The 17,055-nt window shown below is 41.5% G+C and carries 14 protein-coding genes; 6 read left to right on the plus strand and 8 right to left on the minus strand.

Going from position 1 to position 17,055, the window contains the following annotated elements; all coding sequences use genetic code 11:
• Window positions 1-26: 26 nt before the first annotated feature.
• From MSWHS_RS14420 to MSWHS_RS14430, 3 genes are all read right to left on the minus strand, one after another.
• On the minus strand, window positions 27-1,220 hold the full coding sequence (locus tag MSWHS_RS14420; RefSeq protein ID WP_052722738.1) for a tyrosine-type recombinase/integrase: 1,194 nt from the start codon (window positions 1,218-1,220) through the stop codon (window positions 27-29).
• A gap of 167 nt (window positions 1,221-1,387) precedes the next feature.
• Window positions 1,388-2,053 (minus strand): orotidine-5'-phosphate decarboxylase, encoded by a 666-nt coding sequence (gene pyrF / locus MSWHS_RS14425; RefSeq protein ID WP_048128967.1) that lies wholly within the window; start codon window positions 2,051-2,053, stop codon window positions 1,388-1,390.
• A 4-nt stretch (window positions 2,054-2,057) separates the two neighbouring features.
• A complete protein-coding gene (locus MSWHS_RS14430; protein ID WP_048159285.1) occupies window positions 2,058-3,011 on the minus strand; it encodes a deoxyhypusine synthase in 954 nt (317 codons plus the stop codon).
• Window positions 3,012-3,679: 668 nt separating this feature from the next.
• On the opposite strand from MSWHS_RS14430, the gene MSWHS_RS14435 reads away from it, so the two are divergent.
• Both MSWHS_RS14435 and MSWHS_RS14440 read left to right on the plus strand, forming a co-directional pair.
• On the plus strand, window positions 3,680-4,321 hold the full coding sequence (locus MSWHS_RS14435) for an ATP-binding cassette domain-containing protein (RefSeq protein WP_048128972.1): 642 nt from the start codon (window positions 3,680-3,682) through the stop codon (window positions 4,319-4,321).
• Window positions 4,322-4,503: 182 nt separating this feature from the next.
• Window positions 4,504-5,298: an ABC transporter permease gene (locus MSWHS_RS14440; RefSeq protein WP_048128974.1), complete on the plus strand. Its 795-nt coding sequence runs from the start codon at window positions 4,504-4,506 to the stop codon at window positions 5,296-5,298.
• Window positions 5,299-5,339: 41 nt separating this feature from the next.
• On the opposite strand, the gene MSWHS_RS14445 is transcribed toward MSWHS_RS14440, so the two are convergent.
• Both MSWHS_RS14445 and MSWHS_RS14450 read right to left on the minus strand, forming a co-directional pair.
• Window positions 5,340-5,732, minus strand: a complete 393-nt coding sequence (locus MSWHS_RS14445; protein ID WP_048128977.1) for a co-chaperone YbbN — start codon at window positions 5,730-5,732, stop codon at window positions 5,340-5,342.
• A gap of 430 nt (window positions 5,733-6,162) precedes the next feature.
• Window positions 6,163-6,597, minus strand: a complete 435-nt coding sequence (locus tag MSWHS_RS14450) for a hypothetical protein (protein ID WP_231585458.1) — start codon at window positions 6,595-6,597, stop codon at window positions 6,163-6,165.
• Between the two features lie 607 nt (window positions 6,598-7,204).
• Here MSWHS_RS14450 and MSWHS_RS14455 point away from each other — a divergent pair.
• Window positions 7,205-7,939: an RNA ligase partner protein gene (locus tag MSWHS_RS14455; RefSeq protein ID WP_048159287.1), complete on the plus strand. Its 735-nt coding sequence runs from the start codon at window positions 7,205-7,207 to the stop codon at window positions 7,937-7,939.
• Window positions 7,940-8,209: 270 nt separating this feature from the next.
• On the plus strand, window positions 8,210-9,442 hold the full coding sequence (locus MSWHS_RS14460) for a methionine adenosyltransferase (protein ID WP_048128981.1): 1,233 nt from the start codon (window positions 8,210-8,212) through the stop codon (window positions 9,440-9,442).
• A gap of 221 nt (window positions 9,443-9,663) precedes the next feature.
• On the opposite strand, the gene MSWHS_RS14465 is transcribed toward MSWHS_RS14460, so the two are convergent.
• Window positions 9,664-10,545: a geranylgeranylglycerol-phosphate geranylgeranyltransferase gene (locus tag MSWHS_RS14465; RefSeq protein WP_048128983.1), complete on the minus strand. Its 882-nt coding sequence runs from the start codon at window positions 10,543-10,545 to the stop codon at window positions 9,664-9,666.
• 717 nt (window positions 10,546-11,262) lie between these two features.
• On the opposite strand from MSWHS_RS14465, the gene MSWHS_RS18610 reads away from it, so the two are divergent.
• Window positions 11,263-13,176, plus strand: coding sequence for a PGF-pre-PGF domain-containing protein (locus MSWHS_RS18610; protein ID WP_052722739.1), 1,914 nt, complete (start codon window positions 11,263-11,265; stop codon window positions 13,174-13,176).
• A 161-nt stretch (window positions 13,177-13,337) separates the two neighbouring features.
• On the opposite strand, the gene tnpA is transcribed toward MSWHS_RS18610, so the two are convergent.
• A complete protein-coding gene (gene tnpA / locus MSWHS_RS14475) occupies window positions 13,338-13,733 on the minus strand; it encodes an IS200/IS605 family transposase (protein WP_048159289.1) in 396 nt (131 codons plus the stop codon).
• Between the two features lie 46 nt (window positions 13,734-13,779).
• Between tnpA and tnpB the strand changes: the two genes are divergently transcribed.
• A complete protein-coding gene (tnpB, locus tag MSWHS_RS14480; protein WP_048128883.1) occupies window positions 13,780-14,892 on the plus strand; it encodes an IS200/IS605 family element RNA-guided endonuclease TnpB in 1,113 nt (370 codons plus the stop codon).
• A gap of 213 nt (window positions 14,893-15,105) precedes the next feature.
• Here tnpB and MSWHS_RS14485 read toward each other — a convergent pair whose 3' ends face one another.
• On the minus strand, window positions 15,106-16,875 hold the full coding sequence (locus tag MSWHS_RS14485; protein WP_048128985.1) for a chloride channel protein: 1,770 nt from the start codon (window positions 16,873-16,875) through the stop codon (window positions 15,106-15,108).
• Window positions 16,876-17,055 lie beyond the last annotated feature (180 nt).

Below are 17,055 nucleotides of genomic sequence, written 5' to 3' on the forward strand. Positions count from 1 at the left end.
TCTGGAGAGTCGCTTAGTTGGGAAAGTCATTTCCCAGCTTTAAGCATCATCTCCTTCAACTTTGAAATCTCTTCAAGTTCTTGTTTTAATGCGTTTTTCATCTCTCTAATTTCGTCCAGATCTGAAAGCTGCATGTACTCAGTTTTTATGGTTTCTAATGTTGTTGCGGCTTCTTGTGTAAGAGGCAACCCACATTTATAACAGAACTTTGCATTTACTGTAGTTAACTCACGGCATCGGGGACATATTCCAGGCTTTAAAAATTCAGGGTCATCCTCAGCTTTTTTAATACCATACATTTTTAAAACAGCATCGTCCATGTTTTTCCCACTCAAATGGACGTATGTAGCCGGTTGAGTGGATGTAGGAGACCAGCCCAAATACATTTTAAGCTGTTGTTCCGTGAAATTTGCAGCCAAATGGGTTGCTCTGTCGTGTCGGAAGGAATGGGGATTCACCTTCTTCTCAATACCTGCCTTTTCTCCACACCTGTTAAACACATTTACAAGTCCGGTAACAGACATATGGCCAGCATTTTTGTCCAGTGTACACCATAAAGGTGCGTCCCTATCGTCCTTTCTTGGGTGATCGTCCAGCCATTCCCGCAGGTATGGAGCAGAGAAAATCAATCTAACCCTTCTAGCTCCAGTTTTACCTTCCGGGAAAGTAATCACAGCTCCGTACTCATCAAGCTCTACATTTTTGAGCTTAACAGACAGTTGTTCTCCTCTTCTGGCGCCAGACTCATAAAAACAAGCTATGATAGCTCTGTCCCGACTATTGCTGCCTGCTTCAATCATTTTTACAATATCTTCTTTACACTTGATGTCTTCAGGAAGCTTCTTTCCTTTGAGTCTCTTACACTTTATTTTTTCGTGAAGCTCGTAATTTTTGTTCCATTTTAAGAACTTCTTCAAAGATACTTTTCGAGTCTCCTTTGTTGGCTCAGAATATTTCTTTACCTTACCTGCCCTGTCTGTGTAAGTGTAGTTTTCTAAAGCATCAAAAAAGAGATAAAGGTCATCCTCTGTAAGTTTCCCTAGATCACACTCATGAAGAGCCTTCGCTATCCATATCATATTCTCCATATGGTTTAAAGCTGTTCTTTCGCTATTCCCTTCATGCCTCAAATATCTGAAATACTTACTCAAAATTTCCCGATTACATTCTGAAAGCTCTTCAGACTTTAGGAAGTTTTCAGCATCCGCTAATTTAAACATAATAAGTAAATGGTATTCTTAGTATTTAATTCATGAGGTACTCAATTTTTGTGCCTCAGAACTCATAGGGCTCATCATGTAATCAGCCAGATTTTTCATCACAGGCACGTAATTGAGATTATAAGTGTATTTTAAAAAAGCTGCCTCTTTAAGAGAAAAATATACTTTCAGTACTCTCCTCTGAGCTCAGCCTGAATTTCCTCAGCAATCTCACGTGCAGCTTCTTTAGGAGACTCTGCTTTGTAGATGCTCCTTCCCACGATTACCCAGTCTGTCCCTGCAGCAATCACGTCCGAGGCTTTTCCTCCCTGGGCACCTACTCCGGGAGATATAATGGTGAGTTTGTCCCCGATGATCCTCCTGATTTTCCTCACTCTTTCGGGACGGGTGGCCGGGGCGACAAGCCCGAAAGCTCCCGCTTCAAGGGCCATCTTTGCAATTGATTCTGCGGCTGGCTGCAGGAACTCGGCTCCCCCAGGGTGGCTCATTTCGCTTACAACGAAGACGTCCTTTCTGTATTCGGAAGCAATTTCAATGCAGGCATCAAGGCTGTCTCTGCCTGTAAAGCCCTGAACGATGACCGCATCAGCTCCGGCTTCAAAGACCTGATCGCAGATAAGGCGGTTGGTGTTGGGAATATCGGCAACCTTGAAATCGGCTATTACCGGGGCGAACTCGGCAAGTTCCCTGATGATCCCAAGCCCAGTGGTAAGTATGAGAGGGTAGCCTACCTTTATTGCGTCCACGAATTCCCAGACGTCTTCTGCAATCTTCAGCGCTTCGTCCCTGTCGGTTACGTCCAGGGCAAGGATCATACAGGTATTCTTTTCCATCAGATCATCTCTTTGAAAGGCGCGTCCGCACAGCGGAAACTATGAGCGGGAGAGTGATTGTTGAATCTGCATACACGGTTACTGATTTTGCATTTTCCCCGACCTTTCCCCAGGACTGGGCTTCGTCAAGAGTTGCCCCACTCAAACCCCCTGTTTCCGGGTGGTCCATTGTTAGCTGGATTGCGTAATCAAAGGACCTGGGAGTTACAAGCATGGACTGCAGGATGTAGTTTTTGGGGACCCCACCTCCAAGCAGCATAGCGCCTGCACTTTCAGTCTCAAAGCAGATTTCCATGAACTCGTGCATATCCGCAAAAGCATCCACATGAAGAGGGTTTCCTTCCTTATAGAGCCAGGCCTGAAGCCCTATTACTGAGTCCTGAAGTGCAGGGCAGTAGACCGGCACACCCATTTCGGCTGCGGTCTTGAGAATGGAGGAGTCATCGTCAAGATTCTTCCCGATCTCGGTAAGGACCTGCCTGATAGAGAGTTTTTCCTGTGGAAGCCCTGCATAAACGCCCTGTAGGAACTCTTCAAGGTCAGTAAAGTGCTGGTCAGGGAGGTAAACATCATAGATCCTGTCAATACATTCGTGCCTGAGCTGGATATCGTTTGTGCAGTCTGAGCCTTTATAATGATGAAGGCCAAGAGCCTCAACCGTGTCATGAACCATATTGGCTCCGGTTGTAACAAGTACATCGATATACCCGTCGCGGATCAGGTCTGCAATAATATTCCTCATGCCTGCAGGTGTCATCGCCCCTGCAAGCCCGAAAAACTTCGTAGTTTTTTCTGAAGCCAGCATCTCATAATAGATGTCCACGGCTTTAGCCAGCCTACCTGCTCCAAAGGCACAACCGGCGTACTCCCTCACAAGTTCATCTACGGTCATATTCGAAACTATCTTTGCGCCTTTGACCGGAGTTGTAAGATTTTTAGCAGAAGCTTCAAAGTCCATTTTTTTTCCTCATAGATTATAAGACTATAAGACATAAATTTATGAAAAATATATTTCTATTAAAGAGTTATTATATTAAATTGTAGATATATTAAAAGGTAATTATATTAGTGCGTAATGTACCAAAATAAATGTTCGGGGGTAAGAAGATCTGTAAAGTTAGACACTTATAATGGTCTATAATGATGCCCAGAGTAATGTATATAATGGTATCGTAATGATGTCTGTAATTATTGATACCTAAATAATATCTATCCTATGCCTTTAATGATGGTATTGATACCTAAATAATACCTATCTTATGCCTTTAATGATGGTATTGATACCTAAATAATACCTATCCTATGCCTTTAAGATGGTATTGATACCTAAATAATACCTATCCTATGCCTTTAATGATGGCTGTGAATAAGACTGGTATGTGACACTAAGGTCAGCATGCCATATGTAGCATTTTATTTGAAGTTTATCTATTCTGCAAGTAATTATATGGAACTACTTATATGAATTAATTTATGTGAACACCTCTGTATAGATAAACTTTCTCTTATCCGGACTGCAGGAAATAAACGTTTTCTACAAAAAGGAAAGAAAAAAGTAAAAACCTGCAAGAAATAGAGGAGATATATAAAAAAAGAGATTGGTACAGGGAGAAATAAGGGGCAAAAATGCAGGATGAGATTATAAGGTACGAAAACGCTGGTATATCTTTCGGAAGCAAAAAAATACTTTCTAATTTTACTCTTTGCATTCCGAAAGGGAAAAAAATCCTTATGAAAGGAAAATCAGGAACTGGCAAATCAACTCTGTTCAAAATACTCCTGGGATTTAAAACACTTTCAGAAGGTTCAGTTTATTACAGGGGAAAGTCTCTAAACCCTCAGGTAGCCTGGCAGGTCAGAAAAGAGGTAGCTTATGTTTCTCAGGATACAGACCTGGGGGAAGGACCTGTAAAGGACCTGCTTGAGGAAGTTCGTTCTTACAGGCCTAACAGGGAAAAAATAGCCCCTGAAAAACTCCAGATTCTAATGAGAGAACTTGAACTGGAAAAAGACATCCTTGAAAAAGATTTTGAAACCCTTTCCGGAGGAGAAAAGCAGAGGATAGGAATCCTCATAGCCCTGCTACTTGAAAGAGAGATTTTCCTGCTTGATGAGGTAACCTCGGCTCTCGATGCCGGGCTTAAAAAAAAGGTTGCTGATCAATTCCTTAAACACAACAACTGGACTCTCTTTGTAATTTCGCATGACACCGAATGGGAAAGGGATGGAATTGAGATTGTGACCATAGGAAACAGTAAATCTGATTGAAAAATTATCCATAAGGATCAAGGGATTGGACTAAAACTATCCATAAGGATCAAGGGATCTGACTTAAAACCATTGCAGGAAGTGCAGCGCCCTTCCATATTAATCTGAATGGGTTGAATCTTAAAAGAATGATTAAATAACCTGATAAAAAACTGTACAATAATCAAAAGAGGAATTTTCAGATGGCAAGCCCCGATATATCGATACCTTCCCTGATATTCTGTTTTCTGCTGCTTGTGATTCCTCTGGCAATCAGTTACAGAATTAAGCTCTACATCTCCCGAAAAACCATATATTCAGTTGCTCGCATGACAGTCCAGCTGGTAATGGCAGGCGTGTTTTTGACCTATGTTTTCAAGCTGAATAATGGAGCTTTGAACCTGGCATGGGTTATGGGAATGATTACAATTGCAAGCTACACATCCATACGTAATGTCGAACTCAAAATGAATAAACTGCTTTTGCCGGTCATACTTTCCTTTACGGCAGCAAATTTAAGCGTGCTGCTTTACTTCAACGAATTCGTGCTTGACCTTGGAAACTTGCTGGAAGCCCGCTACCTGATCCCCATAGGAGGCATGATTCTTGGGAACTCTCTCAGGGGCAACATTGTGGGCATGGGAGAATTTTACGAAGATATCCGCAGAAACGAAAACAGATACCTTTACAGCCTTTCTCTTGGGGCAAGCAGGTATGAAGCCCTCATACCCTATATCCGGAAATGTCTTCGCTCTGCACTCAGGCCTACCCTTGCCAATATCGCAACTGCAGGAGTTGTCTTCCTTCCCGGAATGATGACAGGGCAGATCCTTGGAGGAACAAGCCCTATCCTTGCAATCAAGTACCAGATTTCAATCATGGTTGCTCTTTATGTGGCTACATCCATGAGCACTACCTTTAGCATCCTCAGCACTATCCAGACCACCTTTGACGAATACGGGCTGGTAAAAAAAGAAATATACAGGGAAAAAAAGTGAGAAAAAAAAGAGAACAGGAAACATTTGACCTGATGTGCTGGTTATGCATATCCTGTAATGTCCTGCCCTATTGGAGTGGTTTTTCTTATGCATTCCTCACCATGCTGTATCATATCCCTGATCGCGTTCTTCAGTATGGAAGGATAAATCTGGCCTACCTGTTCCCACACCGGTTTTCCATGGCAGAAAAACTTGAATGTAGGCGTGCCCTGGACCCCGTATCTTTCTGCAGTCCAGGGATTTGTTGTCACATTTAGCCTGACAAAAACTGCCGAAGCCCTGTATTCTTTTGCATACTCCGCAAAATGTGGTTCCATAGCTTTACAATACGGGCAGACAGGGCTGTAAAACATTACAATAACAGGTTTCTCAGAACCTTCCACCTGTTGTCCCCAGGTCGCATCCTCAATTTCAAGCATATAACTTTCGTCCAATCAATTACCCCCTTAAATTATGAGATCAATGAATTAAATTCAGGAATGAATCGGTCCTTGGTTTTTGATGGATATGTGTTTTTTCAGTAACAATACTTTATGTCATATTAAATCAATATTTATGCCTTCATGGAATTAAAATACATTCATCTGCAGATTCAGGATTGTGAAGAATTTGTATTAATGGGTTAGTAAAGAAAGAGGAGAGCAGGATCTAAAATAAGTAGAAAAAGATTAAGAAACTAAAGAAATAAAAGAATTTTAAGGAATAGAGAAGGATTAAGAAAAAGCTAGTGAACAGAACTGGAAAATCAGTTCTGTCTTTTTTTGGACACAGTAATTCATCAGACAGTTACGCCTGGCTTTTTACCCTTCGGTAAAAACTTCAGAGCGGGTTAGATACTAGAATTCTACCGGCATTGCTTTCTGTTCAGACGTCCTTACATTCATATTCCGGGTTCATAGTCTCGTCGAAACATGTACTGCAGATATATTTGTCATCGAGGCATGTTTCTTTGAAATCTACTCTGGGACCTCCCGGTTTTGTGGTTGCTTCCTTAAATACATAGAATTTTTCGTTAAATTCTATTGGCTGTCCGCACCTTGTACATACAAAGGGAGGATTCTCAACCGAATCAATAGCACATTCTATGCAGATTATATCGGTTTTCTCCCCGTGAACATCCTTGAACTCAATTGGTTTCATGTCAAGACTGGTATCTACAACCAGCACATCTTCCTGTAGTTCCCGACCACAAATATTACAATACTCTTTCATTGTGTCGCCTCCTTTCATCAGAGGATTCCTCACAAAACCCTGTGCTGAGCCTACAAAAGATTTTATACTTTCTGTATTTGCACTCATTAAATTCCCCATTTTTAGCCTATTTATCCATATCATACCAAACCGGTCCATTTTTCAGTATTTCTACTCCGGTTTAGTATCTTTCACACCTTCTATTAGAATTTTCACCCTGCCGGATAACATTAAACTGCCGACATTTCAACTAGAGAAGTTCTGCCTTGAACTGAGAGAAAAGCGATAGCTTATATCACACCTATCTTTTTATTACACTGTCCTCCCGGAAATACTTTACGCATCCAGGCAAGAACAATCCGAGAAAACAATATACAAAATATGTTTCAAACCGCTTTTCAGCTTATGGCTTAAATTTCCCTATGTAAATAAGGGTTTTGAGAGTATATACAGTTATTCATTTTGATCAAAATTCAGTGAATAATAACACAAATAATAGTTATGAATAGATGAAAATAAGAATAAAATAAGCCTGAGAAAAGAGATCAAAAATAAGCCTGAGAAAAGAGAGTAAAAGTACGATACAGGAATAAAACATACGTTAATAAAGAAAGTGTAGTACACAGGTGTAGGGAGGGGAAATAAAACAAAGAATTTTATTGCTCCTTGATCAATACATAACAAGGGTAAAAAGACTATAAAAGGACTCAAAAAAATGCTTAAGCAGAGATTCGTGCTGGATACTACAGCACTAACGGATCTGCAGACCCGGGAGGTTATGGGATATACATCCCTTTGTGAGGGGATGAAAGCAATACTTGACCTTATAGCCGATGCTCGCCTGCAGTTTGGTATCAGTTGTTATGTTCCCTATCCATCAGTGTACAAGGAAATGTACGAATTTGCAAGCCGTAACGGCTGTGACAGGGAGGTTATAGCAAAGATAGATACCTGGCTTGTGAAAAAAGCTCCTGACCGCTATAGAGTTGATGTAACCTCGCAGATCTTCCACGAATACGTATCCTACATGAGGGAAAGGATTAATCGGGGAATGGGGGTTGCAGAAGATGCAATATGGGAGGCGGCAAGTGAATGCCTTTTCATGGAAAATCCGCAAAACAAGAAAAAAGAATATAAGGAAGAGGTTGAAAGAGAAGTTATTGGTGGGATAATCGGCAAATTCAGGAATAAGTACAGGGCAGCTCTCAGGTATGGTATCCTTGACAGTGCGCCTGATATTGATGTCTTGATCCTTGCCAAAGAACTTGATGCGGCTGTCGTTGCAAGCGACTACGGAATAGAAAAATGGGCAGAGCAGCTTGGAGTTCGCTTCGTGCCTGCAAACACTTTCCCGATGATGATCAAAGAGTATCTGAGGCATTCTCCGGAAGGAGATAAAGAAAAGGAGGACGGGAATAAAAAGAAAATGGGTTATTCAGAGGAAGCATAATTTATTTAACAGGCTCAATGGGCTCTTAACAGACTCGATGGGTGTAATACGAACAGCTTTAAGGATCTTGACCGACCTGTATTTTTGGTATTATTAAGGAATTTTTAATTGGTCTTCCCAGTTTTAGTTTTGTTCATCAGTTTTTTTTCCAGTGCCCTGCTTCACCGAGATGCATTTATTGACAAACATATATGAGTTGTCTTCACATACATTAATAAGATCAATGCAATATCAGTCACGCCCTTAAAGGGCAATCCGGGGGGAAAGAATTTGAGAAATATTGTAATAGAAGAGTTGAAAGCTTCGGAAGTTTACCGCCAGAAGGTAGAGGTTGTTGAAAGAAAAGGGCTTGGGCATCCGGATTATATCTGTGATGCCATCATGGAACAGATTTCCGTAAATCTCAGCCAGAAATACCTTGAAACCTTCGGGACCATCCTGCACCATAACATAGACAAGGGCATGCTTGTTGCAGGGCAGGTGGATGGAAAATTCAGAGGGGGGAGGGTTGTAAGCCCTATGCGTCTGATCATAGGGGATAGGGCAACCTTCGAATACGAGGGAGTTGAGATAGATGTTTCCGGGCTTGCAGTCAGTACAGCAAAAGACTGGTTCTCAGAGAAACTCCGTTTTGTAGACCCTGAAAACCTCATTTACCAGGTGGAACTCAAAAGGGGCTCGGCAGAACTTACGGATATCTTCAGCAGGGGGGGAAAGGTCCTCGGGGCAAACGATACGTCCGCAGCAGTCGGATATGCGCCTCTGAGCCCTACCGAAAGGCTGGTACTCGAGACCGAGCGCTATCTTAACTCAAAGGGGTTTAAAAAAGAATGTCCGGAGTCTGGAGAAGATATAAAAGTAATGGGCCTCAGGCATAAAGAAGACATCCATCTTACGGTTGCTGCACCTCTTGTGGACAGGTTTGTTGAATCCGAAGATGACTACTTCAGAAAAAAGATGGAACTGCATGGCCGGATCGAAGAGTTTGCTGCCGGGTTTGCAGAATATGAGAGGGCTGAGTTTGAAGCTGGCATTTGTGCAAAACCTACTGCTTCCCTTAACACCCTCGATATACCGGGAAGGGGGATGGAAGGAATTTACACAACGGTTACCGGCACATCCGCAGAGGACGCCGACTGCGGAGAGGTGGGGCGCGGAAACCGCGTAAATGGGATAATCCCCTTAAACAGGCCGGTCAGCAGTGAAGCTGCAGCAGGGAAAAACCCTGTAAGCCATATAGGAAAAATCTACAATCTCCTTTCCCACCGAATCGCAGCAGAGATTTATAATCAGGTCTCCGATGTCTCCGAGGTGTATGTCTGGCTCCTGAGCGAAATCGGAACTCCTATTGACCAGCCTCAGATTGCAACTGCTCAACTGGTCATGAAAAAAGGCGCAGCAGGAGATGTAGAAAAAGAGGCGGCAGAAATTATTGAAAAAGAACTTGAAAATATCCATTCCTTCTCTATGGAACTTGTAGCAGGAAAGAGAGCTATCTGCTAATCAATGTACTGAGAACGCAGTCTTTTCTAACTCAGTCCTGAGAAAAACCGAGATGCCAGTTTGTTCGACCAGTGAAGTAACCTGAGAAGAAATAGCTTGAGAGTCGAATCCTGGCAGATTTCCCCCGGAGAGGCAATCCGGCAAAATCAGGATTAAAATTCTTAGTGATTGGGGGGACGGTCAGGCAGGGCCAGGTAGAATTTGGATAGAGTTTTGTAATTTTATGTAAAGTTTAGACCCCCTACGAGGAAAGCTATCAGGGCAAAAAACATGGCTATTTTGAACATCTTAGAGGACTTTGTCGGGTTATTCCGTGCAAGGAGCTGGTGAATTGCTGCAAGAAATCCCAGGTCTGCCAGAAAGACGATGTAAAGATAACTCAGATCAAGGATGGACAGAAGGTATGGAAGAGGACTTAAAAGTACGGCAAGGAGCCCTATAAGAACTGAAAGATTTCCTGCTTTTTTTGCCCCGATTCTCAGAGGAAGAGTATCTGCCCCTTCCATCCTGTCCCCTTCCATATCCTCAATATCTTTTACGATTTCCCGGGCTGTAATGGCAAGAGCTGCAAGCAGGAAAAGAACGAAAAGGGCCTTTATTCCTCCAAACCCAAAAATTGAAGCTCCAAACAAAAAAACAGAGCCAGTAAGGTAGCCTATGCTCAGGTTTCCTAAAAAGGGCGTACCTTTAAGGGTTTTTGCATACAGGATCAACAGCAGGGAGTTAAAAAAGGCAATTAACCCACAGGCTGAATTTATAGAGAAAGCCAACAGAGTACCGAGGGCAAACAGAAGGTATGAAAAGTAAAGGGCTTCTTCTGCCTGTACCCTCCCGGATGGGATGGGCCTTTCCGGACGGTTGATAGAATCTATCCTGATGTCAAAATAGTCATTGATAGCGTTTCCTGCACCTGAAACAAGGAATACTACCAGTAACACGAGAACTGCATCAAGATAAGGAAAAGGACCCACATAATTTGAACTTAAAGAACCGGAAGTAAGGATATTAAAGGCTATAAAAGTTCCTATTACAGCTGCAAAACCTGCCATCAGGCAGTTCCCGTACCTCATAAGTTCCAGATATGTGCGTATTCCGGCAGACATTAGAAGAAAGCAGCGTTATTAAAGTATTAAAAGTATCGGATTACTTAATTGGATCGAAGGAATTGAATCAAAAATGTGTGATTCTAAAATGTACAAATCAAAAATATACGAATCAAAAATGTGTGATTCAAAAATGTACGAATCAAAATAAGGTTTGAGCGTTTTAATGAAAAAACTCGTTATGTGCAGGAAAAATTTAAACTTTGAACCAAGCTTTGAACCAAGCTTTGAACCAAGCTTTGAACCAGCTGTAAGATTGGGATGTTATGTATGAGTGCAATTTCACTACGGGATAAAACAATTAAAAACTGGGGAGAAATCCACCAGATTTATTAAGGGGAACGTGGTTCCCGGTTCCCTGAAGAGGGCGAGAGCATAAAAAATCTGCATAGCCAATTTTCCCCAAAATATGGAGATAAACACTTCATATAATCTATCGTAAATTAAATATCGTCCTGGTTTGTGTTAATAAATCTAAATGCCATTCTATTTAAGCAGCTCCCTTGTTTTGAAAGCCGTATATTGGAATAATCCAGTCAAAGTGAGACTCTAAATTTTGTTTATATGAATAATATAATAAATTGTCAATGACTTATTGGATACCAGAGATCTTTGTTTACTTCTATGTGGTTTATATAAATAATATAATAAATTGTCAATGACTTACTGGGTACCAGAGACTTTTGTTTACGTCTGTGTGGCCGGAGGCCTATAAAAATGAAAACTGGTTTTTTAAATTCTTTAGTTTATGTACTATTAGTAATGCTAATAATTCCCGGAATGGCTCCCGGAATGGCATCTGCTGCATATGAAATAGGCGGATACCACGGAAGTTCGGACACCGGAGACTCGAGTACTGGAGACACAAATACTGGAGCTGGTGATTCAGGATCCGATGACAATTCAGGATCCGATGACAATTCAGGATCTGATGGTGATTCAGGATCCGATGATAATTCAGGATCCGATGATGATTCAGGATCCGATGATGATTCAGGATCCGATGATAATTCAGGATCCGATGATAATTCAGGATCCGATGATGATTCAGGATCCGATGATAATTCAGGATCCGATGATGATTCAGGATCCGATGATAATTCAGGATCCGATGACAATTCAGGATCTGATGATAATTCAGGATCCGATGATAATTCAGGATCTGATGGTGATTCAGGATCTGATGACAATTCAGGATCTGATGATAATTCAGGATCCGATGATAATTCAGGATCCGATGATAATTCAGGATCCGATGATAATTCAGGATCTGATGATAATTCAGGATCTGATGATAATTCAGGATCCGATGATGATTCAGGATCCGATGACAATTCAGGATCCGATGATGATTCAGGATCCGATGATAATTCAGGATCCGATGATAATTCAGGATCTGATGATAATTCAGGATCTGATGACAATTCAGGATCCGATGATAATTCAGGATCCGATGATAATTCAGGATCTGATGATAATTCAGGATCCGATGATGATTCAGGATCTGATGATAATTCAGGATCCGATGACAATTCAGGATCTGATGATAATTCAGGATCTGATGATAATTCAGGATCCGATGATAATTCAGGATCTGATGACAATTCAGGATCCGATGATAATTCAGGATCTGATGACAATTCAGGATCCGATGATAATTCAGGATCTGATGACAATTCAGGATCCGATGATAATTCAGGATCTGATGACAATTCAGGATCCGATGATGATTCAGGATCCGATGACAATTCAGGATCCGATGATAATTCAGGATCTGATGACAATTCAGGATCTGATGACAATTCAGGATCTGATGATGATTCAGGATCTGATGATAATTCAGGATCCGATGGTGATTCAACATCAACAGAAACTCCAGATCCAACACCAACAGATACCCCAGACAGCGAAGACAGTGGGAGTTCTAGTTCCAGTTCCAGTTCTTCTAGTTCCGGTTCCAGCAACATAGGAAGTGGAGTTTCCGCAGAGCCAGCTAGTAATATAGAAATCAAGGAGCTTGTTACCAGAAACGTGATGAGTGATTATCATATTAAATATGAATTCCCGAAAAACGTTACATGCATAACATATATTGAATATGATGCGGAAAGGACATTCAGAAGGACAACAACAATTGCAGAAGTGCTTAAAGGCAAATCCACACTTGTCCCAAAACTTCCTTCTGGCAAAATCTATAAACATGTGAATATCTGGGTAGGAAATCAAGGAGCAGGGCTTCCTACTTCCCTTAAAAATGGATCAGTAGGATTCAAAGTTGAAAAAGAATGGATTGAAGATAATAATGTTAATGAATCACTGATAACCCTTCAATGGTATAACAAAGGCTGGAAACCTCTCTCCACGGAAAAAGTTAGTGAAGACGAGAATTACGTTTATTTTAAAGCAAAAACATCTGGTTATTCCTCCTTTGCTATAACAGAATATCAGGAAGGAAAAATACAGCAAACTCTGAGAAGCCTGGAAAGTGGGGGAAAGTCACTTCTGAATGGAAGTGCAGGACAAAATGGCATAGTCAAAAAGCCCATGGAAATGGCTAAAATATTTATTCTAATTGCTTTGCCCCTCTTTGCGCTTATTGTAGGATACGGCGTATTGAAGAAAAAGATCTAAAAAGTTTCTCTACCACGAAAGTAGGTGAGACTTTGTTCCTCACCTGCTCCTCATTATTTTTTTTCCATTATTTTTTCCCATAATTCTTCTGATTGTATGTTTTTTATATGAAGAAGCGTAAAACCCCTGAGTCTTTAGCTCAGGGGATATAAGCGTCAACTTCAACCCTGATTCCGTATGTAATATTCTGCCGCCTCTTTACTCACATTTCCGATAGTAGACGCAAAATAACCATCACTCCATAACGTATTCTCACCCCAATAATACTTTTTCAGATATTCTTTTTGAGTTTTCCATAACCTGTTAGTATATTCTTGTTTCAATTTTCTGACAATTGACAAAACGCTAACTTTCGGCTCACTCTTGATCAAGAAATGAATATGGTCTTTGTCAGTTTCCATTTCAAGGATTTCAAAGTTAGACTCTTTTGAAATGTCAATCCTAATCTGTTTGAGTTCTTCGCTAATTGGTTCAAGTATGACTTTTCGGTATTTGCAAACAAAAATAACATGATGCATTAACAAAAATTTGCTATGATTCCGTGTTTCATACTTCATATTTACCAAAAAGTACGTATATTGTTAAAGCATATAATGCCTTTGTATGATGCAAGCGTTCAAATTTAGACTCTATCCTACAACTACACAAGCTATTCAATTGAATCAGCATATAGGTAGCTGTAGATTTGTCTATAATTGGGCACTTGACCAGAAAATTAAAACTTATGAGCAGACAGGGGAATCAATTTCCAGATTTGACTTAAACAAATTAATTCCTACTCTAAAAGCTTCTAATGAGTGGTTAGGAGAAGTTAACTCTCAATCATTACAGGGGATGACTAAGCAGGTTGAATCCGCTTTCACTAGATTCTTTAGAGAGAAAACAGGGTTTCCAAAGTTCAAATCAAAAAAGAATCCGATACAGTCTTTCCCTGTACCTCAACACTACACTGTAAACTTTGAAAATAATACTATCAAGCTTCCTAAAATAGAACCAATTAAAGCAGTTCTTCACAGGAAGTTTGAAGGAGAGCCTAAAACGGCTACGGTATCAAGGACATGTAAAGGACATTACTACATCAGTATCCTTGTTGAAGATGGAAAAGAACTTCCAGTAAAGGAAGCTTTCACAGAATCAACAACAGTAGGAATTGATGTAGGTATCAAAGACTTTGCTGTCCTTTCAACAGGAGAAAAGGTTGAGAATCCAAAGTACTTGAAAAACTCTCTTAAAAGGCTCAAAGTATTACAGAAAAGAGTCTCAAGGAAACAGAAAGGCTCTAAGAACAGGGCAAAAGCTAAACGAAGACTTGCTGTACTGCATGACAAAATAACAAATCAGAGAAATGACTTCCAGAACAAACTCTCTTTTAGACTTGTTAGCGAAAACCAAGCTGTAGCTCTGGAAACTTTAAATGTTAAAGACATGGTTAAGAATCATCACTTAGCACAGGCTATAAGTGATTCTGCGTGGAGTAGTTTTGTAACAAAGTTGGAATATAAGGCTCAATGGTTTGGAAAAACCGTCCTGAGAATAGGACAATTTGAACCCTCTTCTAAGCTATGTAGTGTGTGTGGATACCACAATAAAGAGCTTCAGCTAAAAGACAGAGAATGGATTTGTCCAGACTGTAAAACCAAACACGATAGAGACATTAATGCCGCTATCAATATCAAAAAATTCGCTCTCATAGATCAGAATCTAATTGGATTATGACACCGTAGGGACTACGGGGATGAGCTTGGGGACTTGCCCTCAATAGAGGGAGGAATGAACCAAGAAGCCACTCAGTCTTTAGCTGAGTGGTAGTTCACAATCTTCTCTGAATTCCAGGTATGCATATCAGTAAAGACTATAATCTTTCTTTTATACGAGTTTCGTTTTCCGATTCTATTCTTTTTGTCAGGGGACCTTTCTAGTTTACTGCTTTTAGTCTGTGTCCCGGACTTTTTCCACGACTTTTTTGTTATATGAGTTTACTATATCACTTCGGGTGATGAGGCCAAGAAGTTTTGTTTTATCCTCGCGGTCCACAACGGGGAGCCTGCCTATTTGTTTTGAGCCAAGGCGTTTGAGAACGGCTTCAAGGGTTTCGTCGGGGTAGGCGACTTCCACATCTCGGGTAGCGATGTCTCCTATCTTTTTGTCAACTTCTCCGTATTTTACTTTGCTCCGAAGGTCCGAGAGTGTTATTATCCCTGAAAGTTTGCCTTTTGAATCAAGAACCGGAAAACCGGCGTGGCGGCTTGCCTGCATGAGGGCTATAAGGATACCAACATTCTTCTCTTCGGAAACAGTCTGGACATGTGTGACCATGGCATCTTTTACAAGCATGGAGACCATGATATCAACTTCCCGGCCTTTCCTTATCTTAAACCCTTTCCTGCGGAGCCCTTCCGTAAAAATGGATTCAGGATAAATGGCATTTGACATAACGTTGCTCAGCACACAGGCAAACATGAGAGGGAGGATGAGGCTGTAGTCTCTGGTGATCTCAAAAAGGATCAGGATGGCAGTAAGGGGAGCCCTGGCAGTCCCGGCAAAGACTGCCCCCATCCCAACCATAACATAGGCTCCTGGCTCTGCCGTCATTCCCGGGAAAAACATATTTGCGGCCGTTCCGAAGGCTCCCCCTAACATCGCGCCTGTAAAAAGAGAGGGGACAATTGTCCCTCCCGATCCTCCGGAACCCAGGCTCAGGGAAAAGGCGAGGATCTTCAGAAATAGCAGGATCAGCAGGATCTTGAAAGTAAACTGGTTGTTCAGGGCGTCCATAATCACATCATAGCCCATCCCCAGGACGCGGGGGTAAAAAAGGCCGATTACACCTACTGCAAGCCCTCCCAGGGCAGGCTTGAAGATGGAGTGGATAGGGATTCTCGAAAAAAGGTCTTTTGTGTAGTAAAGCGTCCGGATCAGGATTGTAGAGACGAGCCCTGCAAGGAGTCCGAGGACAAGGTAGAGCCCGAGTTCTTTGTAGGGGCTAACCAGCTGATAGGAAGATATCTGGATGGGTTTTATCCCGAAAACCGTGCTCGAAACAAGGGTTGCAAAGACTGAGGAGATAACTATTGGAATAAAGGTCTTGGTTTCAAGTTCCCCGTAAATTACTTCTACTACAAAGACCACACCTGCAAGCGGGGCGTTGAATGCCGCTGCAATCCCACCGGCAGCCCCGCAGCCGAGAAGGATCTGGAGCTGCCTTTCCGGGCTCTTCAGGATTCTCCCTACAAGAGCACCTGTCCCGGCTCCGGCAAGGATTCCTGGGGCTTCCTTTCCCAGGGCACCTCCCGAACTGATAGTGATTATCGAGGTAAATACTTCCAGAAAAGCATCCCGGAGTTTAATCTTTGCTCCGCGGAGGGTCACGGTTTCTATAAGTCCTTCAACACCGTACTTCGTTTTTATCAGGTAGTGGGAGATTAACCCTACCAATAGCCCTCCAAGGGCAGGTGTTAGTATTACATAATAGAACGGGAATTCATGTAATGAGTACCCCTGTTGCATTCCAAAAAAAACATTGCTGTATTGGAGGATGCGATCATAAACCCCTATTACGAGCCCTGTCAGAAGCCCGATTATAATAGCAATTGAGTTGACCCTGGTAGCCTCGGTATCAAACCGGGAGATGTACTCCATTATCCTGGGGTATTCTTTTATGTTATGAAATCTAAATCTGGATTCTGGATCAACTTCCAAATGCTCGTGCCTCTCGGGAACTTATTTGTGCCTCAAACTCCTGTGACAAGAGATATATTTTCAGAATTTTGGATTTTATTCTACCTGAATATCTTTTCAGTCCAGAAGATTTCGAGCATTTATTTAAATGTATCTCTTTAAAATATATAATGCATATTTTGAACTCCTACCAATATAGGA

This window comes from Methanosarcina sp. WWM596, assembly GCF_000969965.1.
Lineage (GTDB): Archaea > Halobacteriota > Methanosarcinia > Methanosarcinales > Methanosarcinaceae > Methanosarcina.

Coding starts and splice junctions, on each gene's coding strand:
- MSWHS_RS14420 (WP_052722738.1), bottom strand. CDS start 1,220: ATGTTTAAATTAGCGGATGCTGAAAACTTCCTAAAGTCTGAAGAGCTT.
- MSWHS_RS14440 (WP_048128974.1), top strand. CDS start 4,504: ATGGCAAGCCCCGATATATCGATACCTTCCCTGATATTCTGTTTTCTG.
- MSWHS_RS18610 (WP_052722739.1), top strand. CDS start 11,263: ATGAAAACTGGTTTTTTAAATTCTTTAGTTTATGTACTATTAGTAATG.
- MSWHS_RS14430 (WP_048159285.1), bottom strand. CDS start 3,011: ATGGACTTTGAAGCTTCTGCTAAAAATCTTACAACTCCGGTCAAAGGC.
- MSWHS_RS14435 (WP_048128972.1), top strand. CDS start 3,680: ATGCAGGATGAGATTATAAGGTACGAAAACGCTGGTATATCTTTCGGA.
- pyrF (WP_048128967.1), bottom strand. CDS start 2,053: ATGGAAAAGAATACCTGTATGATCCTTGCCCTGGACGTAACCGACAGG.
- MSWHS_RS14450 (WP_231585458.1), bottom strand. CDS start 6,597: ATGAGTGCAAATACAGAAAGTATAAAATCTTTTGTAGGCTCAGCACAG.
- tnpA (WP_048159289.1), bottom strand. CDS start 13,733: ATGAAGTATGAAACACGGAATCATAGCAAATTTTTGTTAATGCATCAT.
- tnpB (WP_048128883.1), top strand. CDS start 13,780: ATGATGCAAGCGTTCAAATTTAGACTCTATCCTACAACTACACAAGCT.
- MSWHS_RS14455 (WP_048159287.1), top strand. CDS start 7,205: ATGCTTAAGCAGAGATTCGTGCTGGATACTACAGCACTAACGGATCTG.
- MSWHS_RS14465 (WP_048128983.1), bottom strand. CDS start 10,545: ATGTCTGCCGGAATACGCACATATCTGGAACTTATGAGGTACGGGAAC.